19 protein-coding genes are annotated in these 26,033 nt (G+C 35.7%); 15 read left to right on the top strand and 4 right to left on the bottom strand.

Annotated features, from left to right (window positions below; genetic code table 11):
* Positions 1 to 104 precede the first annotated feature (104 nt).
* A complete protein-coding gene (locus tag PZ898_RS07530; protein ID WP_062672031.1) occupies positions 105 to 1,166 on the top strand; it encodes an NADH:flavin oxidoreductase in 1,062 nt (353 codons plus the stop codon).
* Between the two features lie 213 nt (positions 1,167 to 1,379).
* Here PZ898_RS07530 and PZ898_RS07525 read toward each other — a convergent pair whose 3' ends face one another.
* Positions 1,380 to 1,544, bottom strand: a complete 165-nt coding sequence (locus PZ898_RS07525; RefSeq protein ID WP_157885757.1) for a hypothetical protein — start codon at positions 1,542 to 1,544, stop codon at positions 1,380 to 1,382.
* A gap of 198 nt (positions 1,545 to 1,742) precedes the next feature.
* Positions 1,743 to 2,945, bottom strand: a complete 1,203-nt coding sequence (locus PZ898_RS07520; RefSeq protein WP_120231761.1) for a C1 family peptidase — start codon at positions 2,943 to 2,945, stop codon at positions 1,743 to 1,745.
* Between the two features lie 205 nt (positions 2,946 to 3,150).
* On the opposite strand from PZ898_RS07520, the gene PZ898_RS07515 reads away from it, so the two are divergent.
* From PZ898_RS07515 to PZ898_RS07460, 12 genes are all read left to right on the top strand, one after another.
* Positions 3,151 to 3,669: an RNA polymerase sigma factor gene (locus PZ898_RS07515; protein ID WP_123279649.1), complete on the top strand. Its 519-nt coding sequence runs from the start codon at positions 3,151 to 3,153 to the stop codon at positions 3,667 to 3,669.
* A 12-nt stretch (positions 3,670 to 3,681) separates the two neighbouring features.
* Entirely contained in the window at positions 3,682 to 5,994 is a 2,313-nt protein-coding gene (locus PZ898_RS07510) for a T9SS type A sorting domain-containing protein (RefSeq protein ID WP_277695205.1), read from the top strand.
* Positions 5,995 to 6,060: 66 nt separating this feature from the next.
* Positions 6,061 to 8,829: a hypothetical protein gene (locus PZ898_RS07505; protein WP_277695204.1), complete on the top strand. Its 2,769-nt coding sequence runs from the start codon at positions 6,061 to 6,063 to the stop codon at positions 8,827 to 8,829.
* Between the two features lie 3 nt (positions 8,830 to 8,832).
* Positions 8,833 to 13,353 (top strand): TonB-dependent receptor plug domain-containing protein, encoded by a 4,521-nt coding sequence (locus PZ898_RS07500; RefSeq protein WP_277695203.1) that lies wholly within the window; start codon positions 8,833 to 8,835, stop codon positions 13,351 to 13,353.
* A 156-nt stretch (positions 13,354 to 13,509) separates the two neighbouring features.
* A complete protein-coding gene (locus PZ898_RS07495) occupies positions 13,510 to 14,013 on the top strand; it encodes a transcriptional regulator (RefSeq protein WP_277695202.1) in 504 nt (167 codons plus the stop codon).
* 11 nt (positions 14,014 to 14,024) lie between these two features.
* On the top strand, positions 14,025 to 14,720 hold the full coding sequence (locus PZ898_RS07490; RefSeq protein ID WP_277695201.1) for a hypothetical protein: 696 nt from the start codon (positions 14,025 to 14,027) through the stop codon (positions 14,718 to 14,720).
* A gap of 523 nt (positions 14,721 to 15,243) precedes the next feature.
* Positions 15,244 to 16,056, top strand: a complete 813-nt coding sequence (locus tag PZ898_RS07485; RefSeq protein ID WP_277695200.1) for a DCC1-like thiol-disulfide oxidoreductase family protein — start codon at positions 15,244 to 15,246, stop codon at positions 16,054 to 16,056.
* Positions 16,057 to 16,088: 32 nt separating this feature from the next.
* Positions 16,089 to 16,565, top strand: a complete 477-nt coding sequence (locus PZ898_RS07480; protein ID WP_277695199.1) for an SRPBCC family protein — start codon at positions 16,089 to 16,091, stop codon at positions 16,563 to 16,565.
* A gap of 17 nt (positions 16,566 to 16,582) precedes the next feature.
* Positions 16,583 to 17,287 carry a DUF2071 domain-containing protein gene (locus PZ898_RS07475; RefSeq protein ID WP_062672012.1) on the top strand — a complete coding sequence of 235 codons (705 nt, stop codon included), beginning with the start codon at positions 16,583 to 16,585 and terminating at the stop codon, positions 17,285 to 17,287.
* A 123-nt stretch (positions 17,288 to 17,410) separates the two neighbouring features.
* Positions 17,411 to 18,310, top strand: coding sequence for a TIGR01777 family oxidoreductase (locus PZ898_RS07470; protein WP_277695198.1), 900 nt, complete (start codon positions 17,411 to 17,413; stop codon positions 18,308 to 18,310).
* 50 nt (positions 18,311 to 18,360) lie between these two features.
* Complete coding sequence (locus PZ898_RS07465) at positions 18,361 to 19,803, top strand: alpha-L-fucosidase (protein ID WP_277695197.1); 1,443 nt, start codon at positions 18,361 to 18,363, stop codon at positions 19,801 to 19,803.
* Positions 19,803 to 22,466, top strand: a complete 2,664-nt coding sequence (locus PZ898_RS07460; RefSeq protein WP_277695196.1) for a beta-glucosidase — start codon at positions 19,803 to 19,805, stop codon at positions 22,464 to 22,466. The genes PZ898_RS07465 and PZ898_RS07460 overlap by 1 nt, the downstream gene beginning before the upstream one ends.
* Positions 22,467 to 22,520: 54 nt before the next feature.
* Here PZ898_RS07460 and PZ898_RS07455 read toward each other — a convergent pair whose 3' ends face one another.
* Together PZ898_RS07455 and PZ898_RS07450 are read right to left on the bottom strand one after the other, a co-directional pair.
* Positions 22,521 to 23,408 (bottom strand): hypothetical protein, encoded by an 888-nt coding sequence (locus tag PZ898_RS07455; RefSeq protein ID WP_062672003.1) that lies wholly within the window; start codon positions 23,406 to 23,408, stop codon positions 22,521 to 22,523.
* 125 nt (positions 23,409 to 23,533) lie between these two features.
* Positions 23,534 to 23,920: a hypothetical protein gene (locus PZ898_RS07450; RefSeq protein WP_277695195.1), complete on the bottom strand. Its 387-nt coding sequence runs from the start codon at positions 23,918 to 23,920 to the stop codon at positions 23,534 to 23,536.
* A gap of 188 nt (positions 23,921 to 24,108) precedes the next feature.
* Between PZ898_RS07450 and PZ898_RS07445 the strand changes: the two genes are divergently transcribed.
* Together PZ898_RS07445 and lpdA are read left to right on the top strand one after the other, a co-directional pair.
* Positions 24,109 to 24,372 carry a hypothetical protein gene (locus tag PZ898_RS07445; RefSeq protein WP_277695194.1) on the top strand — a complete coding sequence of 88 codons (264 nt, stop codon included), beginning with the start codon at positions 24,109 to 24,111 and terminating at the stop codon, positions 24,370 to 24,372.
* 228 nt (positions 24,373 to 24,600) lie between these two features.
* Complete coding sequence (gene lpdA, locus PZ898_RS07440; RefSeq protein ID WP_047378183.1) at positions 24,601 to 25,989, top strand: dihydrolipoyl dehydrogenase; 1,389 nt, start codon at positions 24,601 to 24,603, stop codon at positions 25,987 to 25,989.
* The last annotated feature ends 44 nt before the right edge of the window (positions 25,990 to 26,033 follow it).

Here is a 26,033-nt window from a genome sequence, read left to right as displayed (position 1 = left end):
TAATGTAAGTTACTGCGAAGTTACCACTATTTTTTATATAAAAGATACAAAAGTGAACTATTATTAGTTACTTTGTGTAACAATTATAAAATATAAATTTAAATATGAGCACATCATCATTATTTAAACCGTTTCAATACAAGAATTTACAGCTTAAAAATAGAATTGTAATGGCTCCAATGACCAGAGCACAGTCTGACAATGGAGTTCCTACACAGAACATCGCAGATTATTATGGAAGAAGAGCCGCTTCAGAAGTAGGATTGATTCTTTCTGAAGGAACTGTGATCAACAGACCGGGATCAAAAAATATGCAGAATATTCCTGATTTCTATGGTACAGAAGCTTTAAACGGCTGGAAAAATGTTATTGATACTGTACATCAGAATGGAGGTAAAATGGGACCTCAGATCTGGCACGTAGGAGATACGAGAATGTCTGAGGACTATCCGTTGGTTCCAATGGAAAAGGCTTCAACAATGACTATTGAAGATATTCAGGATACCATTGCGCAGTTTGCAGCATCTGCAAAATCAGCAAAAGACCTTGGTTTCGACTGTATTGAAATTCATGGTGCACACGGATACCTTATCGACCAGTTTTTCTGGGAAGTAACCAATACCAGAACCGATGAATATGGCGGTAAAACATTGAAAGAAAGAAGCAGATTTGCTGTAGAAGTAGTAAAAGCGATCAGAGCAGCAGTGGGAGAGGATTTTACCATTATTATCCGCCTTTCACAATGGAAACAACAAGATTATAAAACCAGACTGGCATTTACTCCTAATGAAATGGAAGAGTGGTTATTACCATTAAAAGAAGCTGGAGTAGATATTTTCCATTGTTCACAGCGTCGTTTCTGGGAACCGGAATTTGAAGGTTCTGACTTAAACTTTGCAGGATGGGCAAAAAAAATTACCGGGCAGCCAACTATTACCGTAGGTTCTGTAGGCTTGAACGGAGATTTCCTTAATGCTTTTGCAGGGCAGGGAACAGAAAAAAGAGATCTTACAGAACTAATCAGAAGACTTGATAATGAGGAATTTGATCTTGTTGCAGTAGGAAGAGCTATTTTGCAGGATCACCAGTGGGTACAGAAGATCAAAGATGGTAATACGGAAGCCCTTCTTGATTTTTCAGCAGAAAGTATGGGCGTTTTATTTTAATATCAATAATGAATTGTGAATTTGTTTCGCAGTGGTTTTTTAACAGCATAATTTATTCACTTGGGAAGAGGAATTGACGATTCAATATGGTCATAAATTAGCGTAATTCACTTTATTTTATATTTAATTTTCACCTATTTATTAAAGAACCCGATTTCAGAATTTCTGAAATCGGGTTTTTATTTGCTTCTTTTCTAAAAGCTTAAATTCATTTTATAAGAATCTGCATCCTGTTGCAGCGGGTTCACATGACCAATAGGCAGGAACACCATTTTCAGCTTTATGTCGGCATGCAACAGTATCGCCTTCGCATTGTGGAGCATTTCCTCCAATGATGTTCTTTAATGTCGATTTTGTTAATTTCTTTAGATTTTTCATGTTAATTAGTTTGTTGATTTATACAAATATAATATTTTTTGTAAATCAAACAATATTTTGCGCAAAAATGGGAATATATTCTTTCAAATAACATATTCTAAAAATAAACCCGCTTCCGGAATTTCCAGAAGCGGGTTTTAACAGATTTAAATATCTAAAACTACCTTTTAATTAAATGGCAGAAATGATTTCTTTATCTTATAAACCAATATTCTTAGTTGGTTTCAATTGCTTTAAGATGCTTTTGGGAATTGCATTTTTGTGAACAAGTATTGCTGTTGATTTATATTCAACATAAGGTCTTGTTACATACAGATATCCGGCAAAGTCATTGGTTACTCCCCATGAGTTTTTCACCATATAATATTCTTTACCCGTTTGATCTTTAGCCAAACCTACGATGTGCATCCCATGGTCATCCGTTGTAGAAAGGTTGTTAAGTGCTTTCTGACGCATGTCTTCAGTGATGGTTTTATCTTTTTTAGGCTCTGTAAACAAAGTCTGCTTGTTCTCTGCAGTAATCTGGTCAAGATCCATGTCCGGAACGTATGCTACCCCGTTTTTGTAAGAGAAATAAGGCTCAGAAACATCCGTTGCCCAACCTACAGAATATCCTTTATTTACAGCGTTATCAATAATTGCAGTAAGATCTTTCATCGGAACATTCCAATCAGAATCGTGGCTCCAGTTATCAGGAATCGGAACTACAAATTTCTGAAAATATGGATAATCTTTATAAGAAGATAATTCCACATAATCTTCAGGGTTGATTCCTACTACTTCTTTAGCAAATGTTTTCGGAGTGTAGTTTTTCCCTTCATATGTGAAGTTAGAAGGTACTTTGCCTAAATATTCATCAAGAATAGCATCTACAGAATCCATCCAGTTATCTGTCAGTTTTCCTTTTGAAGAAGCCTGAACAAGGCTGTCAAGAACTGGTTTCAGTTTGCCTTGCATTTCCTTAAAGTTATTGGTAGTCTGTCCAGCTTTTAATCCTGTGTAAACATCCTGAGGAACTGCTCCGTATTTTTTGTACATATTGATTACGTCGTGAAGTTCTCCTCCGTCACCCCAGCTGATAGCGCCATTATTCAAAACATATAATTTTGCTTTATCGTGGTAAGAATTTCTTGCAGTAAAGATTTCAGCAAGATCTACAGGTTTTTTGCCCATTCTCTGCATTTCAGATTCAAGGAAAGAGTTTCCGGAGTAGCTCCAGCAAGTTCCTGATGAACCCTGGTTCTTTACAGAAGTTGCACCCACGTCTTTTAACGTTGTGAACTGAAAATTAGCATTTTGTGATTGGTTGTTTTTTAACTTGTTGATTAAGTCATCTTGGGCAAACATCATACTTCCTGCAGACAAAACAAAAAGTAATGATGCAATTTTGGCATTTTTCATTACTATAAAAAGATTATTTATATTAAAAGTCGTTGATAATAGAGATTTGTTACAGATGGAAAAGTTAAATTTGAAATTAAAAAAATTACAAAAAGGGTGAAATAATATAGGCATATCAGCTCATTTGCCCCTTTGCTTAAAAATGTTGATCATGTTTCCAACCCTCACAAATGTTTCTGCATCTATAATAGTATAACTCCTGACTATGGAACAAGAATTATTATTGGAATGCCAGCGTAACAACCGCAATGCCCAGCGGATAGTTTACGAGAAAATGGCGGGCAGGCTTTACTCAGTCTGCAAGCGCTATTTGAAAAACGATGAAGATATCGAAGAAGTATTGGCCGATACATTCTACAAAATCTTCACGAAAATCACCCAGCTTCAGAATGCCGATACCTTTGAAGCATGGGCAAGAAAAATTGCGGTAAATGAATGCCTGCAGAAACTAAGATCCAGCAAAGGACTGTTTATTTCCCTGGAAGAAAATTTCACCGATCATTCTGAAGGAACAACGGAAAACCTTTCCTTGGAAAAAGATATTCTGAGCTTACTGAATTTTCTCCCGGAAGGCTGCAGAGCTATCTTTAATCTTTTTGCTATTGAAGGATATCCTCATAAGGAAATAGCCACCATGCTTTCCATCAGCGAAGGAACATCAAAATCCCAGCTCAATTTTGCACGAAAAAAGCTGCAGGAACTTCTAGTGAATCAAAACATTTAAACTTTTACAACAATGGAAAATAATCATATAGATCAACAATTCAATGAAGCTTCCAGACTTTCAGAAGAGCCAGCTGTTTTTCCTGGTTTTGAGAAAGTATGGGATAAGATTGAAGAGAAATTAGATAAAAAAGAAGATAAAAAAATCATTCCTCTTTGGCTGCCCTATGGTATTGCAGCAAGTTTGATGATTGGTCTTGGGGCTTTTTACTTTATGAATAAAAAAGAGACTGCAGAACCTTTACAGCCTGTAATTGCAGAGAATACAAGCTCAGGTGGCCCGATTAATAAAACAGATATTGCAAAGATAGACAGGACCATCAAGGAGAATATCAGAAAAGAAGAATTGCCTGTAACAGTACCTCTTCCCACAGAACTTAAATCTTCATCATTTGCAGGAATAGATCCTTATAAATCTCATCCTATCTGTAATATACCACCATTGGAAGCTTCTGAGACAGTAACAGCATCTCTGCCTCAGATATACAGTGATACCTTAAAAACACAAGAAATTGATGAAGTTGTTGTCACGGCGTATGGGATTAAAAAGAGTTATGAGTCCGTTACAGCATCTTCAACAGTTATGATTGCTTCTACAGATAAAATTCCTGTGCATGCTCCGGCTGCCGTTTCTTCACTGGCTGGAAGAGTTGCCGGGTTAGAAGTGTCAACCGGAATTAAAAAGCATGATGCAATATTAATAAGGGGTTCAAGAAGTATAGATGGTCGCTCGACGGCTCCTTTATATATTGTTGATGGAGTTGTTTTAGGCAGAGAATCTGGATTTTTAAATACTCTGGATCCAAAAAAAATAAAAGAATTAAAAGTACTGAAAGGGCTTGAAGCTACTGCCCTGTATGGAAGCAAAGCTAATAACGGAGTTGTTATAATGACCACAAAAGGTTTATCTAACGATGAAATAAAAAAACTCAAAAAGTTATCTTCAGACAATGCTGAGAAAATACTAAAAGAAGCTGAAGAACCTGAAAAAGAACTTCCCAAAGCAGGCCAGCTCACAGCAGGAGAAGTTAACGATTTTTCTAAGTGGGATTATTGGAAAGATATTGCAGTTCCTACACTGGATCAATATAAAAATACATGGAAATTCTTTCCTGATAAAAGGATTTCAGTTCAGTTGGTCAATAAAGACAGAAAACCGGTAATAGGGGAGAAAATAAAACTATTGGATGATAAGAAAAATATTATCTGGGAAGCCGTTTCAGATAATCTGGGCAATGTGGAATTATGGATATCACCGATGACTGATGAGAAACCTGACTCAGAGAAATATTATTTATCTGATGGTTCAGGGCAGATCATCAGTAGTAATCTCAGAACCTTTAAAAATGGACAAAACCTGATTATTCTTGATAAACACTGTCTGCAAAAGCGTGTATTGGATCTTGCTTTTGTAGTTGATGCTACAGGTTCTATGGGGGATGAAATTTCTTATCTCCAGTCTGAACTTTTGGATGTATTGAAAAAGATTGAAGGACAGCTTAAAAATACAACGGTAAGATATGGATCAGTTTTTTACAGAGATCAGGGAGATGAATATGTGACCCGAAAATTTGACTTTTCTGATAATGCAGAAGATCTTGTTGGGTTTATTAAAAAACAGAACGCTGGGGGTGGCGGAGATACACCGGAAGCGGTTGTTGAAGCATTGGAAGTTTCTGTTGATGAGCTGAAGTGGAGTGATGAAAATTCAACGAAAATTATGTTTTTAATTCTGGATGCTCCTCCACACCATTCGGAGCAGAATATAAAGGATTTATACAGAACAATAAAGACTGCGACAAAGAAAGGGATTACCATTATACCATTGGCAGCCAGTGATACCGATAAACAAACAGAATATCTGATGCGTACATTTGCTTTACTCACCAATGGAACCTATACGTTCCTTACAGATGACAGTGGAATAGGAAACAGCCATATTAAACCTACCATAGATTCTTATGAAGTTGAAAAACTGAATGATTTATTATTAAGATTAATCCTTCAGAGAGCTGTTTTGCCAGAATGCAGCGCAGGAATTTCAAATGATAACATCAACAAAAAAATGGAAAAAGAAATTGACAGTCAGATTGATATTAAAACTGTGCTATTTCCAAATCCTACAAAAGGTCAGCTGCAGATTAAAACAAGAAAACCAATTGAAGAACTGTTTGTGTATGATCTTGCCGGAAAGATTATTATGAGAAAAGAAAAACTTCCGGAAGGTAAAAATACAATTGATTTAACTTCTTATCCTCAAGGGATTTATCTTGTCCGTATTCATACTAATGATCAATGGGAAACATTTAAGGTCATTAAAAATTAACTGTCTTAAAAAAAGAAATTTCCGGGGAAATTTCTTTTTTTATATTTTTAAGCATACTAATAACTGATGAAAAAGAATTATTTGCTGTTGCTGCCATTTACGATTACTTTGTTACAGGCACAAAATTCACAATTGTACTATTCCGGAAAATTTTTAACATCTAAGGATAAAGAACAGAATTTTTTAAAGGTTTATAATAAGAACAGCGGTATCTATGAACTGACTGATGAGAAAGGGTTTGCCATCATCGCTGCCAAGCCTTATGATACCCTTGTATGGAACCAAGGGAAAAATACCCATGTTATTTCTTCTTATGAACTCAGGGAATTAAAAACGATTCTGGAAAATCAGACAGGAAATAAAAGTGTAGATAATATTTACAGTAAAGCCTATGACAGTCTTGTTTCAAAGGAGATTAAAGACGATTTCAGTATTGAAAAAACTAAAACCCATCTCAGTAAAAGATCACATTCTTATTTTGATAAAATAAGAAAATTAAAGCAGAAGAATGATAGTGTTTATGTTTTAAAAAGGATCAATAAGACAACTTTGCTTTTTAACGGAAGCTTTACCACGTCTTTTGATATTAAAAGCAGGAATGCTGTTCCGGAGACTCAAAATAACTATGTTCAGGGAAGATCTGAAAATGGAAATCTTGCTTGGAAAGGTCCTGAAACGGATGAAATGTTCAGTTTTGGACCAGATCTATCTACACTTGGATTTAATGGATTGCCTTATGAGTACGATCAGAATGGAAAACTGATTCCGTGGATTGATGGACTTCAGCGTGCAAAAAGATATAATAATAACCTTTTTAAAACCACAGTAGGATATAATAACCAGTTGAATGTAAATGCTTTTATACAACAGGGTAACAATGAAAAACTCCGTCTTGCACTGAATCTGGGGCAGCAAAAGAATCAGATGTATTTTATTGACCAGTTTGATATTACCAATACCCTTAAAGCAAAACTGAATGCAGATTTGGGTAGGTATTACATTAATCTGGCTTTTAATTACGAAGAAGATAAAGCTACGAATACCAATAGAACAGGCCTGTTCAACAGAGCTTACCAAAACTCATTGTTAACACCGGTTTCTTTTTCAAATGAACAAAATACTTTGCTGAATAACGGTTTACAGAGAAGCTACAGCAAATATGCAGACAATCCTTCATTCCTTTTTGCACAGGATAGCAAATACCGCTATAAGAATCGGGACAGACAGTTTAGTCTCAACGTAGCGAAAGACTGGGATCAATTTAAATGGAATATTACTCAGTCCTATGAAAGTATTACGATCTGGAATCAGGATCAATATAAACCTTCTACTTATGGTTTCATCAGCGGTGTATCGAATGAAAGGATTCAAAACAACAGCTCTTATCATTCCAATATACAGGGCTCTTATTCATTGGGAGATTATGACTTTAGAAATACTTTCAGCCTGAATTTTATTTTAAATGATAAAAAATCCGACATTTATAACAGCCTGACTTATCAAAAATATTTCTATCAGAGAACTTCACAGGATCATATTTTTAATTATAATATGAACATCCGCGATTATGATTTTGAAGCAGGTTTTAATCTTGGGAATTCATTTTATATTTCCAATACTTCACTTAAAAATAATTATTGGCTTCCAAAAGCTAACTTTTATTTGAAGTTCAATGGCATCTTCAATTGGTATAATTACAATTTTAAATTATTGGGAAGCTACACACAATTAAGCTCCGAGCCGGAAATTACAAGATCCTATGCTTCGTATTCTACTACTTTGCTGAAAGCAGAGAATTACAATCAATACTTTCCGGTGCAGGAAGTAGAAAGCTTCCGGGGTTTATCTAATATTAATACACAGGAATGGAAAATTGGAGCCAGGCTGAATCTTGGGTATAAAATAAGTGTAGATGGAGAATATTTTAATAAAAAGAATACTGACGATATATTTCCTGTCTTTGAAAACAATCAGCTGAGGTTAAAGAATGTAGCAGATCATACCTACAGCGGATATGAATTCAATTTTGCTTACGAAAAGTTGCAGCTTGGATATGATTTGTATATCACCAATAAAGTTTCATTCTTTAAATACAAAGATATTGTAGACCGCACGGCTCCCGGATATCAGAACCTTGCCGTTTCGGGATTTAAAGACATTTATAAAACACTATCGGAAGGTCAGGCTTTGGGTGCTGTGATGGGCAGTTACTTTGAAAGAAATGCAGCCGGACAATTGGTCATTGATGAGTTTGGATTTCCTAAAAAAGCAGACGGAATGAAAATTATTGCAGATCCTACACCGGATTTTGTGATGAAATTCAACCACAGTTTTGCCTATAAAAACTGGTCTTTAGATATCAATTGGGAATGGAAAAAAGGAGGGCATCTTTGGAACGGAACCCAGGCTGTCCTTGATTATTACGGACGTTCTTATGGCTCGGGAGAAGAAAGGAATATCAAAAATTATATTTTTGAAGGCGTACAGGCCAATGGAACTGTCAACCAGATTCCTGTGGATTTCTATGATCCCAACAAGGATGTTATGGAAAACAGATGGTCGAGGTACGGTTATTTAGGGGTGGCTGAAAATTATGTTCAAAAAGCAGATTATATAAGAATCAATACTATATCCCTTTCCTCAGATTTCCCGATTAACCATAATAAACAGGCTCTCAGACTGACTTTTTATGTAAATAATATCATGCTTTGGCAGGCTAATAAAGGCGCAGATCCTAATCAGAACTTCTACGATATGAATAATGGAAGAGGACTGGATTTTTTTAATCTTCCCTCTTTTAAAACATTTGGCTGTATTGTTTCACTTAAATTTTAACTCATGAATCTCAAGTTTATATCCACCTATATCATCCTGCTGTGCTTATTGTTTTCAGCCTTTTCTGTGAAAGGACAGCAACCATTTCAGGATTTTGAAAAAGAAAAGACCTACATTCAGACCAATCATGTTTTTTATAAACCTGGGGAGCAAATGTATTTTAAAATATATGTTGTAAAAGGAAACAATAATTTACCGGTCGAAGAAAGCAGGGTCGTAAATTTCGAAATAACAGATCCTGCAGGAAGTGTTGTGAGAAAATTGAAATACGAAATTACCAATGGATATGCCCAGGGAGACTTCTATTTTGCTGAAGACATGAAGGGGGGGATCTATAAAATCAGAGCTTTTACCAACTGGATGCAGAATGAAGAAGGAAAAAATACCTTCGAAAAAGAAATTACCCTCCAGAAAATTGTATCACCAAGAATTTTAATGAAGCTTGATTTTCCTAAAAAAGGATATGGCCCGGGAGATGAGGTAAGTGCAGATTTTTCAATGAGAAGTCTTAGCAATCTTCCGATTCCTTTTTATGAAGCTGATTATACCATAATGCACAACGGAGAAACTATTTCAGAAGGAAAACTCATTACCGATAAAGAAGGTAAAAAACTGTTGACCTTTAAGCTTCCTGAAGTTTTGAAATCCTCTGATGCTCTTTTGAATATCAAAGTGAATTTTGATGGATTTACAGAATCTATCTCCAGAAATATTCCTATTGTTCTGAATAATCTGGATGTGAAATTCTTACCGGAAGGCGGAACTTTTATCAATGGAATAGAACAGAATATCGCCTTTAAAATTCTGGATGAGTTTGAAAAGCCTGTAGATGCTGTCTTGGCTGTTTACAATCAGAATCATGAAAAAATAAAAGAAATTTCAGCCTATAATTTTGGAATGGGAAGCTTTCTTTTTACCCCGAAAAATGGAGAAAATTACTATGCAAAAGTTGTAAAGCCGGAAAATATTACCCAGACTTTTGATCTCCCGGTGGCAAAAAATGAAGGACTGGTTTTAAATATTCGGAATGAAAATAAAAACCTGAATTTTACGATATTTTCTACCCAGGAAAAAACAATTACCCTGTTGGGAAGTTTCCGCGGAAAAGACGTTTACAGCAAAATCATTTCGCTGAAAAAAGGAATGAATTCTTTGGAAACTGCAGAAAAGAATTTCCCCACAGGAATCTGTAGGTTTACCATTCTGGAAAATAATATGCCGCTTGCAGAAAGGATTGTTTTTACTAATAAAGTAAACCATCTGAATATAAAAGTTACCCCTGTAAAGCAGCATTATCTGCCAAGAGAAAAGGTGGTTCTGGACATTGAAACCACGGATGAGAATAACAAACCTGTTCCTGCTAATCTTGGAGTAAGCGTAGTAGATGATAAACTATGGACCTATGCTGACGACAGACAGAATCATATTATTTCCTGGCTTTTGATGGATTCTGAGCTCAAAGGGAAAATTGAAAGGCCTCAGTTTTATTTCGATAAAAAAGAAGAAAAAGCAGATAAAAGCTTAGATCTTGTGATGCTGACAAACGGTTACCGATATTTTGAACCTATTCCGGAAATTCTGAAGACCAATAAATACAAATACCTTCCTGAAAAGAAAAACACAATCTATGGCGTGGTAGAAGATGAAAACAAAAAACCGGTGAAAGCAGATGTTTTTCTTTTGGATATCTATAATAAAATGATTCTGAAGCAGGCCGTTGCAGAAAATGGAAAGTTCTATTTTTCGGATTTAAATGCAAATAATTCTTATAAAATTATTGCAAAGTCCTTTCAGCCTAAACATCAGCTGAAAATCAAAATTCTGTCTTACAATCTGGATATTAATCCTTTAGTAAAACAGAAACTTACCAACATAGACGTAGAAGAAATTGTAAAGGAAGCTGAAAGAAAAGAAGAAATAAAAACAGAAAATAAAAACAATACCACTCAGTTAAATCAATCACGAAGATCAAAAACTGATACAATCAGAAAGAATACAAGTATTGAAGAAGTAGTTGTTGTGGGCTACAGTGTAAAGAATGATAAAGCAGCAGTGGCTTCTACAACAATAACATCTTCTATGGAGATGCAGAATGCCAGCGTAACTTCTTTGTTGAGTGGAAAAGTTGCGGGATTAATGGTAACAAGTGCCGGGCAGCCGGGAGCAGGAGAGCAGATCAATATCAGAGGAACGGCCTCCATTACCAATAAAAACCCTTTATTCATTGTGGATGGTATTCCTGTCGAAAATTTTAATACGACGATTAATCCAAATGATATCAACAGTATTACCGTTTTGAAAGATGCTGCTGCTACCGCTATTTACGGAAGCAGAGCTGTGAATGGAGTGGTGATCGTCAACTCAGCTAAAAATAGAAAATCAGAAATAAGTATTGATATTACCCCGAAATCTTACCTCGCCATACAAACTGTGCCCTATGGAAAGCTTATTTCATATGCCGGAGCAAGAGAATTTGTTTATCCCGAATATAAAACAACCAATACCTCTTACCGTTTTGACTATAGAGAAGCGCTTTACTGGAATCCGGTAGTAGAAACGGATAAAAATGGGAAGGCCAGAGTGGAGTTTTATAATTCGGATGCGAATTCCACTTTCAGAATTATAACAGAAGGAATTTCTGCATCAGGACTTTTGGGAAGAGATGAAACGACGTATGCTGCCCAGAGCCTGATTTCGATAGATACTAAAATTCCTCAGTACCTGACGAGAACAGATCAAATGACAATTCCTGTGGTAGTTAAAAATAATTCTCCAGAAACCCGCAAAATGACCATGGATGTCATTGTTCCCAACCATGTAAAACTCATCAGCTCTGATAGTCTGATTACCCTGAAACCCCTAGAATCAGGAAGATTATTTGTAAAAATACAGACTGATGAGATTGTGAATTCTGATATTCAGTTTTCGGTGAGATCAGGAGAGTTCAGAGAAACGATGATTCTTCCGTTTAAAGTAGAAGAAAAAGGATTTCTCCATCAGTTTTCCATCATTAATAGTAAAACAGAAGATCTCAAAATCAATATTCCGGAGTATATTAATGGAAGCCTGTATTCATCCTATTATGTATTTGAAAATACAGCTCTGAAGATGTTTGGAGACATAGAACAACTGAAAAAAGAACCTCATGGATGTTTTGAACAGCTTTCCTCAACAGTATATCCTAACATTTTTATTCTTGACTATTTAAAATCAAGTAAAAAAATAAACATCGCAACTGAAAATCTGGTGATAAAAAATCTGAAAAAAGGCTTCCAGAAGCTGCTGAGTTATAAAAATAAGGACGGAGGTTTCGGATATTTCAGCTCCGCAGAATCAGATGTCGCCCTTTCAGCATTTGCGTTATTGGAATTTATGGAATTAAAGAAGTACGTGAATCCGGATGCTAAGCTCATCAAGGAACTTTCCTCTTTTATTTTGTCAAAAAAGAATGCAAACGGATTATTCGAAGTAAGAAAACCCTATGAATCCAAAAAAGACTTTTCTGAATTTTCCTGGTCGAGAAATATGTATGTTGTATATGCTCTGTCCAAACTTGGGTTTAAAAATGAAATTGAAGATTCCTTTCAGGTAATGCTGAAAAGAGCTTTGGCTACAAAAGATTCTTATCAATTGGCTTTACTTGCTAATGCAGCAGCATATCTTGGGAAACAAAAAGAATATGATGATATGATAAAAATTCTGGACAAACAATATGAAACAAAGAAGGTAAAATCTGAAGTTACTTTTACTGGTTCATGGGGAATGTCTGCGGATGCGGAGACACTTTCATTATATATTATGGCGCTTCAGAAAGATGAGAAACTCAACCAGTTGAAAATTGCTGAAGCAGCTGATCAGCTTATTGGTTTGAATGGTTATTTCGGATTCGGCTCTACACAGGCCACAACACTGGCAATCCAGGCATTATCTGATTTTTTCTCTAAAAATGAGAAATTGTATGGAACTGAAAAACCGGTTATTAAGATTAACAAAGCGAATACTTATCCTAATATAAGTCTGTCATCAGCATATAAAACAGGGGAAAATGATATCAATATTCATTATCTATCACAAAAAGGACTTCCTTATAAGCTGGAATATCAATATTACACGCTGCAAGCTCCGGAAAGCAAGGATATTCCACTTACCATGGAGACCAGATTAAAATCCGGAACGTCAAAAATAGGGGAGACCAAGAGAATGACCATTACCGTAAAAAACAAAATAAACGATGAGCTGCCAATGACCATAGCAAAAATTGGTATCCCGGCAGGATTGACGCTGCAAAATGCCTTGCTGAAAGATATGGTGGACAAAAAACAGGTTTCTTACTATGAGATTTTTGACAACTATCTGGTTTTATACTGGGAACATTTCAATGCAGAGGAAACAAAGACTATTAATCTTGATCTCAAAGTGGAATTTGCAGGAACGTATACAGGAAAATCAAGTAATGTTTACCTCTATTATATGCCGGAAGCTAAGTATTGGAACCAAGGAATTACAACCAGTATTGAACCTTAATTTTTTATAAACTGAAACAGACATCCATTGATCCTTGTGATAAGTTTGGAACCTTGACAAGGATCATAGAAAATCTTTCTAAAATTAATTTTCAATAATTATTGAAAATTCAAAAAATATAATTACATTTGTTACAGAAATTAAAAAGGAAACAAAATGCAACTTTCAGAAGCAAAAGAAAAATACATTCAGACCTGGGGAACCTTTGCTACCAATTGGGGAATCAACCGTACGATGGCACAGGTGCATGCATTGCTTCTGGCGAGCGGAAAACCTCTTTCTACGGATGAAGTTATGGAACAGCTGGAGATTTCAAGAGGAAATGCCAATATGAACCTTCGTGCTCTGATAGACTGGGGAATCGTGAAGAAAGAGTTCGTTAAAGGGGACCGTAAAGAATATTTCGTAGCAGAAAAAGATGTCTGGTATCTGTTTAAACAAATTACCAAAGAAAGAAGAAAAAGAGAGATAGAACCTGTCATTTCCTTTCTTGAAGAATTAAAAAATATTGAGGATAAAGACTCCGAAGAAGCAGAGGAATTTATCAAGTTGATGAACGACTTCAGTTCTGTAACCGGAAAAATCAACAATATCATGGATCTGGCGATAAAAAGTGATGACCACTGGCTGGTAGGAAAGATTACCAATCTGTTGAAATAAATTTTCGAAAAATGAGAAATCTTCTGTTATTATGTCTTCTATGCTTTGCAATGAGTTGTCAGAAAAATGTAATTGCCAATTTTGATATTCATATAGAAAATTCAGATTCATATGATTATAAACTGCATGATTTACATAAAATAGAAATCTATAAAGATGAGAAGATATTCAAAATTTTAGAACCTGAAGAATTTGCTCCTTCCCTGTATTCCAATATAAAGCTGGACAGTTTAAAAGAAGGAAAATATTCATTTGTTTATGAAAATCTTTTTGGAGAAACCATAAAAAAAGAAATAAAAGTTGATGAATCTAAAACATACAGAGTTAGTATTACTCCTGACTATTTATTAAAAAAAAATAAAAAAACTGTTTTTGAAAATCTAAAAGATTCGGAAGCAAAATTGGTATTTCGATCCATTGGATGTTTTCATCAGGATAATGATTCAATAGTAATCATTAATAAAAACAACAATTACTTTCTTCGTCGAGAAGACGGAAATTTGAAACCCATAGATAAAGCAGTATGGGCATATTTTGTAAAAACTGAAAACAAAATAAGGGAAATCCCTAAAGATGGAGGTTGTACCACCAAAGATGAATATATTTTCTACCATAAAGGGAAATCAGATACCATTTATGATGAGACATGTAAATTTTCTATCTGGTATACACTGAAAGACTATTTAAAAAAGAATAAGCTACAATAAAATAAATCTGGATGAAAATCCTTTTTTATTTCAATTAAACTTTCAAAAATTACTGAAAATATAAAATTAATAATAATTATGAAAAATTTAATCATTCACTTATTCCTGATTATTTATTTCAGAAGAAAAGGATCACTTTAAATAATAACCACCATGAAAACATGTCTGAAATACGATTACTTTATCCAATTGGTCATTCTCATAGTCTGTATCGTAGGTGCTGTGATACATTACAAAGACTGGAAGTTTATAGAATTCTACTATGTGGTTGGAGGAGCGCAATTGATAAGTTATTTGATCAGGTTGTTTTTAAAACTAAAACAATCATCTGAATTCAGAGTATATGGATTAACCATCATGCCGGTCTGGATATGTTTACTCCTGTTGACCAAAAAATTTATAATGAACTCACAATGGCTCTTATGGGAATTTTCCTGCTTTTATCGCTACTGTACACTCCAATAATGGCTATTCTCTATGTGTATGATTGTTATAATACGTATGAACCTTATAAATAATTATTATGAAAACACTCAAAAATCACACTTTGATCTACGACAATGAATGCCCAATGTGTAATCTATATTCCAAAGGTTTTACAACATGCGGAATGTTGGATGAAGATGGAAGAGAAGCTTTTACAGAAATCTCATTGAGAAATAAAAGTCTGATAGACTTCAACCGTGCGAAAAATGAAATTGCTCTGGTAGATCACAACAAAAATGAAGTCGTTTACGGATTAGACAGTCTGCTCCTCATCATTGGAAACTCTTTTCCATTGTTGGCAAAAATTGCACGGACAGAACCTCTGTATTGGTTTTTCAAAAAGTTGTATTCCTTAATTTCTTATAACCGGAAACAGATCATTCCTTCTCAAAAAGACTATACAGAACAATCCTGTGTTCCGGATTTTAATCTGAAATACAGAATGGCATACATCAGTTTTGTTGTTATTTTTTCAGCATATATCCTAAGTATATTTTCCGGTAAACTGAACTTGAATTTAGAGCGGAATTTCGTGAGAGAATTTGCCGTTTGCTTTGGCCAGATCCTTTGGCAGACTATCTTTTTAAAAACTTATCTCAAAGATAAAATCTGGGATTATCTCGGAAATATGATGACTGTTTCTTTAATCGGAACATTACTTTTAATTCCTGTGCTGATGACCAGTTTTACTCCTGTTTTTTATATGATCTATTTTGGAATTGTAGTATTGATCATGTTTCTGGAGCATACAAGGAGATGCAGAATTCTAAAACTGAATTATCTTCCCACCATTTCATGGATATTGTTTAGAATAACAGCATTAGTATTAATTATTCTGTCAACTATATAAATTAAAATGTAATCGCTAAAACCTATTAAAAAATGTCAACCATCTATTTAAACACAGTCATCAAAGCAGATATTTACTATGTTTTTGATCTGGCAAGAAATATTGATCTCCATCAGAAATCCACTTCTAAGTCTCATGAAAAAGCCATTGCAGGGCGTACTTCAGGATTGATTGAAAAAAATGAAACTGTAACCTGGCGTGCAAAACATCTTGGAATTTATCAAAATCTTACCACAAAAATTATCAGCATGGAAAAACCGTTTCAGTTTATTGATGTCATGCAGAAAGGAGGATTCAAATCTATGCGTCACCGACATATTTTTAAATCTGTAAACGGAAATACGTTGATGACAGATATTTTCGAATTTGAATCTCCGCTTGGCATTTTAGGGAAATTATTTAACTCAATTTTTCTTAAAGGATATCTAAGGAATTTTTTACTAAGAAGAAATGAAATGATCAAAACTATTGCAGAATCTTCTGTCCGTGACGGAATTGCGATTTTTTAACCTAAAAAAACAGAGTTATGAACTTTTTAAAAGCAGAATGGCGAAAACTGGCCATCATCAATTACGAGATCAATCCTGAAATTTTGCAGCCCTATCTTCCAAAAGGAACAGAACTCGATTTTTATAAAAGCAAATGTTATGTAAGCCTGGTAGGATTCATGTTTTTAAATACCAGACTACTGGGACTACCAATTCCTTTTCACCGAAATTTTGAAGAAGTGAATCTAAGGTTTTATGTAAAGAAAAAAGAAAACGGAATCTGGAAAAGAGGAGTGGTGTTTATTAAAGAAATTGTCCCCAAACCTGCATTAAGCATGGTCGCCAATTCTATTTACAAAGAAAATTATCATACCATGCCCATGAAAAATCAGATGGAAAAAGGAGAGGATGAACTGCTGATCCGCTATTCATGGAAGGATAAAAACTGGCACTCCATTCAGATTATGGCTGAAAATGTAACAAAACCTATGGAAGAAAATTCAGAATTTGAATTCATCACAGAACATTATTTTGGCTTTACCAAAAAAGAAAACACAACTTCTGAATATGAAGTCTGTCATCCGAAATGGGAATGGTATACTGTAAAAGAATATCAGTTAGAAGTAGATTTTCAAAAGATCTATGGAAATGATTTTGAATGCCTGAATCATCAGAAACCTCTTTCTGTAATGCTTGCCGAAGGTTCAGAAATTCAGGTCAAAACCAAAAAATACATTCATTAAAAAGTACAAGAGTAAAGAACATCTTTCTCTCTCCAGGATCATCTGTGCCAATCAGTGAAATCTGTGGGCAAACCATAAACCTCAAACTTTGAACTTTGAACCCAAAACATTAAATCTCAAACCATGAAAATAATCATAGCCGGAGGCTCCGGATTTCTCGGCGAAAACTTAGAAAAATACTTTACAGAAAAAGGAAATCATGTTTACATCCTTACCCGCAATCCTCAACGTAAAAACGAAATCTATTGGGATGCTCAAACACTAAGTGAATGGAAAACCAGCCTTGAAAGCGCAGATGTTCTCGTCAACCTTACAGGGAAATCTGTGGATTGCCGCTATCATGAGAAAAATAAACAGGAAATCTATTCTTCAAGAATCAACAGCACAGGAATATTACAGAAAGCGGTGGATGAATGTTCTGAAAAGCCAAAAATATGGCTGAATGCCAGTTCTGCAACCATTTACGTTCATTCTGAAAAGCACCTCAATACAGAAGAAAACGGAATTGTAGGAGATGATTTTTCCATGAATATATGCAAAAGCTGGGAGAACGAATTTTTTGCAGTTAAAAATGAAGAAATACGAAAAGTTGCTCTCCGAACTTCTATTGTTCTGGGAAATACGGGCGGTGCTTTTCCCAAACTGAAAATGATTACAAAACTGGGTTTAGGAGGAAAACAGGGAGGGGGAAATCAGATGGTAAGTTGGATTCATGTTGATGATTTCTGTAGAGCAGTAGACTGTATTATTCAGAATGAGAATCTTTCGGGAACAGTAAATATAACCGCTCCGAACCCTCTTTCCAATCAAAGCATGATGAGAAAACTGAGAAATAAAATAAGAATTCCTTTTGGACTTAATGCTCCTGTATGGCAGCTCGAAATAGCCTCCATATTCCTGAATACAGAAACGGAATTATTATTAAAAAGCAGAAACGTCTATCCTGAAAAACTTATAAAAAACGGATTTAAATTTTCATATTCTACATTTGATGAAGCGATTCTTAATCTCCTGGAATCCTAATGTTTGCGGGTTTCCCTAAGGATAATTAAATTAGCGGAAAACTATTCCATATGCTGGTTATATCCAAAATAAAACCCTTTTTTCTTTCATCCTTTTTAATAAGTTCAATCGCTTTTTCACAAGCTCATAATGTATCAGAAGGTTATCAGAAGCCTACAGACCCGTTGGTTGTCCAGAATCTGGAGCAGTGGCAGGATATGAAATTCGGGCTGTTTATGCATTGGGGAACCTACAGCCAGTGGGGAATTGTTGAAAGTTGGAGCTTATGCCCGGAAGATGAATCATGGACACAGAGAAAACCTGAACACGGGAAATCTTACTACGAATATGTGAAGAATTATGAAAATCTTCAGACAACTTTCAATCCAACTCAGTTTAATCCTCAGAAATGGGCTGATGCAGTAAAAAAGGCCGGAATGAAATATGTGGTTTTTACCACCAAGCATCATGATGGTTTTGCCATGTTTGATACCCGTCAGTCAGATTATAAAATCACTTCTCCTAAAACCCCTTTTTCAAAAAATCCAAAATCTGATGTGACGAGAGAAATTTTCAATACCTTCAGAAAAGAAGGATTTAAAATAGGAGCTTATTTTTCAAAACCAGACTGGCATTCCGATGATTACTGGTGGTCTTATTTTCCGCCCAAAGACAGAAATGTCAATTACGATCCAAAGAAATACCCGGAAAGATGGGAGAACTTTAAAAAATTCACTTTCAATCAGCTGAACGAAATTACTTCCAATTATGGGAAAGTTGATATTCTCTGGCTGGATGGAGGCTGGGTACGTCCTTTTCATACCATAGATCCAAAAGTAGAATGGCAGCGCACCATCAAAGTAGAGCAGGACATCAATATGGACAAAATAGGCACGATGGCTAGAAAAAATCAGCCGGGAATCATCATTGTAGACCGCACCGTTCCGGGAAAATGGGAAAACTATGTTACTCCTGAGCAGGCAGTTCCGGAACATGCTCTTTCCATTCCCTGGGAAAGCTGCATCACCATGGGAGATTCCTTTTCTTATGTTCCCAATGACAACTATAAGACCTCCCAGAAGATCATTGAAACATTGGTGAAAATCATTTCAAAAGGTGGAAATTACCTTATGAATATTGCACCAGGACCTAACGGAGATTACGATCCCATTGTATATGAAAGGTTACAGCAAATTTCAGGCTGGATGGATAAAAATCAGTCTGCGGTTTTTGCAACAAGAAGTATTGCACCTTATCACGACGGAAATTTTTATTATACACAAAGCAAAGATGGAAAGACATTGAATATTTTTCACTTGGATGAAAAGACAAATTATGAGTCTCCATCAACATTAAGGTTTACCATTCCTGATCATTTTAAACCGAAATCTTTGAAAGTTTTAGGCTTATCAAACAAAATTCAATGGAAAAAATCAGGGAATTCAATTGAAATTAACTTGCCGAAAGAAAGAACTCAATTAAAATATTCAACTGTAATTCAAATCGTTCAATAATGAGATGTATTTGTTTTAAACTTGCCGGAGCCGCATTATTGTTGAATGTTGTGATTGCTTTTGCTCAAAAACCTTTGTATAAAGATCCCAAGCAGCCCATTGAAACCAGAATTCAGGATCTGTTGAAGAGAATGACCCCAGAAGAAAAATTCTGGCAGTGTTTTATGATTCCCGGAGATTTGGATAACGTCCCGAAAGGAAAATATTCACATGGAATTTTTGGACTTCAGGTGAGCGCAGGAAATCAGGGGGGCGGAGCAGCAGGACAACTGCTAAAATACAATGCCAGCGAAGATGCAGAGAAATTGGTGAGAAAGATCAATGCCATTCAAAAATATTTCGTTGAAGAATCAAGATTGGGAATTCCCATCATTCCTTTTGATGAAGCCTTACACGGATTGGTTCGGGAAGGTGCTACCGCTTTTCCGCAGGCAATAGGTCTGGCAGCTACTTTTAATCCGGAATTAATGACCAATGTTTCAACAGCCATTGCAAGAGAATCAAAATTGAGAGGAATCCGCCAGATTCTGACCCCTGTAGTAAACCTTGCCAGCGATGTGAGATGGGGAAGAACAGAAGAGACCTATGGTGAAGATCCATTTTTGACCTCCGTAATGGGAGCCAGCTTTGTCAATTCATTTGAAAATATGGGAATTATTACCACACCTAAACACTTTTTAGCGAATGTAGGAGAAGGAGGAAGAGATTCTTACCCTATTCATTGGAGCAAAAGATATCTGGAAGAAACCCATTTAATTCCTTTTCACAATACTTTTACAAAAGGAAAAAGCCGTTCTGTGATGACTTCTTATAATTTGCTTGATGGAAGACCTTCAACCGCCAATCATTGGTTATTGACTGAAAAACTAAAAAAAGACTGGAATTTCAAAGGCTTTGTTATCAGTGATGCAAGCGCGGTAGGAGGAGCCAATGTTCTCCATTTTACCGCAAAAGATTATGATGATGCGTCTGCACAGGCAATCAATGCCGGGCTTGATGTGATTTTTCAGACGGAATATAAACATTACCAACTGTTTATTCCTCCTTTTTTGGATGGAAGAATCTCAAAAGAAAGAATTGATGATGCTGTTTCACGAGTATTAAGAGCGAAATTTGAACTTGGATTATTTGAAAACCCCTATGTTTCTGTTAAGGAAATTGAAGAATTAAAAAAACTCAATCACAAACCTTTGGCAGAAAAAGCAGCTGCAGAGTCTTTTGTTTTGCTTCAGAATAATAATCATACGCTTCCTATTCTTGGAAATGTTAAAAAGATTCTGGTGGTAGGAGCGGATGCTGTGGATGCAAGATTAGGCGGTTATTCAGGGCCCGGAAACAAAAAAATAAATATACTGGATGGCCTTAAAAGTTATGTGAACAATACAGACCTTGAAGTTATATATTCGAAAGGAATTGATTGGAATGTAAAAGACTTTACCTCCATTTCAAATGAATATTTATCCTCCGAAAATAAAAAAGGATTAAAAGGAAACTATTTTTCCAATACGGATTTAAAAGGCAATCCGGTCTTTGAAAAGCAGGATGAACAGTTCAATTTTAAATGGACTTTGTATTCTCCTGATCCGGAAAAATTGCAGCCGGATAATTATAGTATCCGGTGGACCGGAAAGCTGGAAGCTCCCAATTCCGGAAAATATCAGATAGGCTTACGTGGAAATGACGGCTTCAGATTATACCTGGATGGGAAATTGGTGATTGATCAATGGGAAAAGCTGAGCTATTCCACAAAAACTGTGGAGGTAGACTTCGTAAAGGGGAAAAAATATGATATTAAGATTGAATTTCATGAAAATCGTGGCGAAGCCAATTTAGAATTGATCTGGAACTATGGTTTATATGATTATCAGAAAGATTTTAAGGAAGCTTTAGATCTTGCCCAAAAAGTAGACTATATTCTTGTTACGGCCGGAATTCATGAAGGTGAATTTCAGGACAGATCATCGCTAAGTTTGCCTGGAAATCAGGAAGCGTTTATTCATGAGGTTTCAAAACTGAAGAAACCTGTAACAGTTCTTCTGGTAGGCGGCTCTGCCATAAAAACAACAGCGTGGAAAGATAAAGTAGGAGCCATCTTAGACATTTGGTATCCGGGAGAAGAAGGCGGAAATGCAGTAGCAAAAACGCTTTTCGGAGCTGAAAATCCATCCGGAAAACTACCGGTCACTTTTCCGGTTCAGGAAGGGCAGTTACCTTTAACTTACAATCACCATCCAACAGGAAGAGGAAATGATTATTATGATCTGAGTGGAGAACCACTATATCCGTTTGGCTTCGGACTCAGTTATACCTCTTTTGAAATTTCTGACCTGCAATTGAGCAAAGCCCAATATTCAGAAAATGACACTGTGATTGCTAAAGTCAAAGTACAAAATACAGGTTCAAAAGCTGGGAGTGAAGTCGTTCAGCTATATGTAAGAGATGTATTGGCTTCAGTGTCAAGACCAATTATTGAGCTCAAAGGCTTTCAGAAAGTAGAATTACAACCGGGAGAATCAAAAACGGTCACCATAGAAGTTCCGGTAAAACAACTACAGTTTTTAAATGAAAACCTGGACTGGACTGTAGAAAAAGGAACGTACAGAATTATGATCGGTAATTCGTCGAAGAACCTTCCTTTAAAACAAAATATTGAAGTTTTATAACCATAAAAAAGAGCAGAAAAGTCTGCTCTTTTTACATATATAGTTTTGAATATATTAGTATTTTCTGGCCAATAACACGTTCAACAGGAATGTTCCTGCCCAGTTACTGTTATTGGTCGTGGCACCATTTGTACCAATAAAGTCTACACGGGCAACAGATACAGTAAGCCTGGTTCTACCACCTGTACCATTATTGGCCAGACTTACAAAAGATGCTGTAAACACATCCGGGAAACTTGAGTTGTTTCCTGCAGTAAGAATAGGATACATATTGGTAACATTGAAAGGAGTTCCCTGATATTCATAAACAAGGGTCATTCTACTGGCATTGGAGTAGGAAGCAGTTTGGGCTCTGTCCACAGATGTTTTACTCACGATCCACCATCTGTCTGTTGCAGTACCTGAATCGTAACCTGCATTAGCGTGATTGGTCCAGTCAGCAAGAGCCGCCGTTCCAAGGGCATGAGGAGGAATGAAAAGCTGTGTACCATAAATCTCTACATTGCTTGGTTTAGGCAGAACTGTGAAAGACAGGTCCCATGTTCCTCCGGAAGTATTGCTGTTGTTTACTACCTCAGCATATGCTCCTGTAGGAATTACAAAAGATGCCACCGGTGTGTTGTCTATTCTTAAGGTATTTCCACTGGAAGCCTGCAGTGTAATAGCATTTGCTGAAATGTTCTTGATCTTATAAATTCTTCCTGTAAAACTGGTGGTCCCTGTTCCTATGACGGGAAGAGTAAACGTGGCATCCGCAGTTCCATTATAAGTAATATAATGATCAGTAGCCAGAATATTATACGTTGTAGCAGTAATCTGAGTGTAACCAGCCCTTAAAGAACCGTTTACAGCAAGCGTACTGTTAGGTGTTGTTGTATTAATACCTACTTGTGCGGTTAAGGGAACAGCAGCCAATAAAAAAATCGAAATGTATTTTTTCATATTGTATAATTTAATTAAGACAAAAATATAAAAAAAAGTAGCTAAAAATCACTCAGAAATGAATATTTAAGATGATTTTAATAAAAATCACTCGTTGGTGATAGGAGTTATTCTTTGAAAATTAATTAAATCAATCTGCAAGGGACTTCCAAGTCTTCAGTAAGATAATAGCTGGAACACAGGCGATGATAACCATCCGCAATGATCAGCTCATTTTGCCCTCTGACAAGCAATATCGGGGAAAGTTTTTTGTTTTTCTCTACTTTTTTAAGGTTTTCTTTCACATGAATATTGGTTTCCGGTAACAAGGTAAGTTTACTGGCTCTTAAAATGTCTTTCGACTTCTTTATAATAGTAGGAGCAGCCTTTAATTTTTCAACCATTTTTTCAACTTCATCAGGTTGAAAAACCAATTCCAGATAGTCCTGAGCTGCCGGAAAATCATGATCTTCCGGTTCTTTCAGCCAGATATTGTCTCTGGTAAGATGAGTTTTTTTGGGAAAAGTCTTCATAAGTGCTTATTTAAAAGATAAATAAATGTATGAAAAATTGATCGTCCTTTAATAAATAACCATGAATACATTCCCCTTTTTATTTCTTATGAAAATCTTGGTATGATATATGCAAGATTTATCATGAACCGGAATGAATTTCATTAATAATATTGAATTAATTGAAATCATTCAAAAATATGAGCATTATGAAAAAGTTATTAATTTCAACAGTACTGTTATTAGGTTTATCCATGAGTGTTTCTGCACAGAAACATCCACCAGCTCCCCCACATCCTTCAAAAAGCGAGTTGGTGAATATTAAAATGCAGGAGCTTACTAAAAAATACAATCTTGAGAAAAAGCTGATCCTTAATCATCCGCTTGCTACCAAACAGATGAAGAGAGACCAGATGAAAGCCTTAAATCAAAGATATGCGACTGAAAAGCGATTACTTAGACAGGCGAAATAATACAGAATTTTTAAAGTTATTAAAATAAAAAAAGCTGTTTTTTATATTTTGGAATTTAAGAAGTTTTCAATGTAAAAGAAAATTTATTGAAAGAGAATGCGTTTTGTGTTCTCTTTCTTTATTTGGAATTGAATAAAAATGGCTTTATTGATGCATTTTAAGATCAGTCTGAAGAAACATGAAACATCCAATATTTTTCCTTAAATTCGCATAAAAATTTTTAAAGTAATGAATTACGATATTATTGTCATTGGAAGTGGTCCTGGTGGATATGTTACTGCGATCAGAGCAGCGCAATTAGGTTTCAAAACCGCAATTATCGAGAAAGAAAATTTAGGAGGAATTTGCCTTAACTGGGGATGTATTCCAACTAAAGCTTTATTGAAATCTGCTCAGGTTTTTCATTATATCAACCATGCTGAAGATTATGGTTTGAATAAAGTGGAGGCAAGCTTTGAATTCCCGAATGTAATTCAGAGAAGCCGTGGTGTTGCCAGCAAAATGAGCAAAGGAATCGAATTCTTGATGAAAAAGAATAAGATTGACGTAATTCTTGGTACTGCAAAAGTACAGAAAGGTAAAAAAGTTTCTGTTACAGATAAAGAAGGAAAAGTAACTGAATATACAGGTACTCACATTATTATCGCTACAGGAGCTCGTTCAAGAGAATTACCAAACTTACCGCAGGATGGTAAAAAAGTAATCGGATACAGACAGGCATTATCTCTTCCTGAGCAACCGAAATCTATGATTGTTGTAGGTTCCGGAGCTATCGGGGTAGAATTTGCTGATTTCTATAACACAATGGGAACTAAAGTAACTGTTGTTGAATTCATGCCAAACATCGTCCCTGTAGAAGACGAAGAAATCTCTAAACACTTAGAGAAATCTCTTAAAAAGACAGGAATTGAGATCATGACAAACGCTTCTGTAGAAAGTGTTGATACAAGCGGAGAAGGAGTAAAAGCTACTGTGAAAACAGCTAACGGAAACATTACCCTTGAAGCTGATATTTTATTATCTGCTGTAGGTATTGCTGCTAATATCGAGAACATCGGATTAGAGGAAGTAGGAATCCAGACAGACAAAGGAAGAGTATTGGTAAACGAATGGTATGAAACTTCAGTACCTGGTTACTATGCGATCGGTGATATCATCCCAACTCAGGCATTGGCTCACGTGGCTTCTGCTGAAGGGATCACTTGTGTTGAGAAAATCAAAGGAATGCACGTTGAGAAAATCGACTATGGCAATATCCCTGGATGTACTTACTGCCACCCTGAAGTAGCATCTGTAGGTCTTACTGAAAAGCAGGCTAAAGAAAAAGGATACGAAATCAAAGTAGGTAAATTCCCTCTTTCTGCAAGTGGTAAAGCTACTGCAAACGGAAACACAGACGGATTTATCAAAGTGATTTTTGATGCTAAATATGGTGAGTGGTTAGGATGCCACATGATCGGTGAAGGAGTAACTGATATGGTTGCTGAAGCTGTTGTAGCCAGAAAACTAGAGACTACAGGTCATGAGATCATCAAGTCTATCCACCCGCATCCAACAGTTTCTGAAGCGATTATGGAAGCTGCTGCTGCTGCTTATGGTGAGGTAATTCACATTTAATAAAGTATTGGCTGTCATCGATTGACATCAATTAAATAATAAGG

Source organism: Chryseobacterium sp. WX (assembly GCF_029542485.1).
Lineage (GTDB): Bacteria > Bacteroidota > Bacteroidia > Flavobacteriales > Weeksellaceae > Chryseobacterium > Chryseobacterium cucumeris.
Note: the sequence above shows the minus strand (reverse complement) of the source record. Positions and strands in the feature narration are given on the sequence as shown.

Coding starts and splice junctions, on each gene's coding strand:
- PZ898_RS07530 (WP_062672031.1), top strand. CDS start 105: ATGAGCACATCATCATTATTTAAACCGTTTCAATACAAGAATTTACAG.
- PZ898_RS07525 (WP_157885757.1), bottom strand. CDS start 1,544: ATGAAAAATCTAAAGAAATTAACAAAATCGACATTAAAGAACATCATT.
- PZ898_RS07520 (WP_120231761.1), bottom strand. CDS start 2,945: ATGAAAAATGCCAAAATTGCATCATTACTTTTTGTTTTGTCTGCAGGA.
- PZ898_RS07515 (WP_123279649.1), top strand. CDS start 3,151: ATGGAACAAGAATTATTATTGGAATGCCAGCGTAACAACCGCAATGCC.
- PZ898_RS07510 (WP_277695205.1), top strand. CDS start 3,682: ATGGAAAATAATCATATAGATCAACAATTCAATGAAGCTTCCAGACTT.
- PZ898_RS07505 (WP_277695204.1), top strand. CDS start 6,061: ATGAAAAAGAATTATTTGCTGTTGCTGCCATTTACGATTACTTTGTTA.
- PZ898_RS07500 (WP_277695203.1), top strand. CDS start 8,833: ATGAATCTCAAGTTTATATCCACCTATATCATCCTGCTGTGCTTATTG.
- PZ898_RS07495 (WP_277695202.1), top strand. CDS start 13,510: ATGCAACTTTCAGAAGCAAAAGAAAAATACATTCAGACCTGGGGAACC.
- PZ898_RS07490 (WP_277695201.1), top strand. CDS start 14,025: ATGAGAAATCTTCTGTTATTATGTCTTCTATGCTTTGCAATGAGTTGT.
- PZ898_RS07485 (WP_277695200.1), top strand. CDS start 15,244: ATGAAAACACTCAAAAATCACACTTTGATCTACGACAATGAATGCCCA.
- PZ898_RS07480 (WP_277695199.1), top strand. CDS start 16,089: ATGTCAACCATCTATTTAAACACAGTCATCAAAGCAGATATTTACTAT.
- PZ898_RS07475 (WP_062672012.1), top strand. CDS start 16,583: ATGAACTTTTTAAAAGCAGAATGGCGAAAACTGGCCATCATCAATTAC.
- PZ898_RS07470 (WP_277695198.1), top strand. CDS start 17,411: ATGAAAATAATCATAGCCGGAGGCTCCGGATTTCTCGGCGAAAACTTA.
- PZ898_RS07465 (WP_277695197.1), top strand. CDS start 18,361: ATGCTGGTTATATCCAAAATAAAACCCTTTTTTCTTTCATCCTTTTTA.
- PZ898_RS07460 (WP_277695196.1), top strand. CDS start 19,803: ATGAGATGTATTTGTTTTAAACTTGCCGGAGCCGCATTATTGTTGAAT.
- PZ898_RS07455 (WP_062672003.1), bottom strand. CDS start 23,408: ATGAAAAAATACATTTCGATTTTTTTATTGGCTGCTGTTCCCTTAACC.
- PZ898_RS07450 (WP_277695195.1), bottom strand. CDS start 23,920: ATGAAGACTTTTCCCAAAAAAACTCATCTTACCAGAGACAATATCTGG.
- PZ898_RS07445 (WP_277695194.1), top strand. CDS start 24,109: ATGAAAAAGTTATTAATTTCAACAGTACTGTTATTAGGTTTATCCATG.
- lpdA (WP_047378183.1), top strand. CDS start 24,601: ATGAATTACGATATTATTGTCATTGGAAGTGGTCCTGGTGGATATGTT.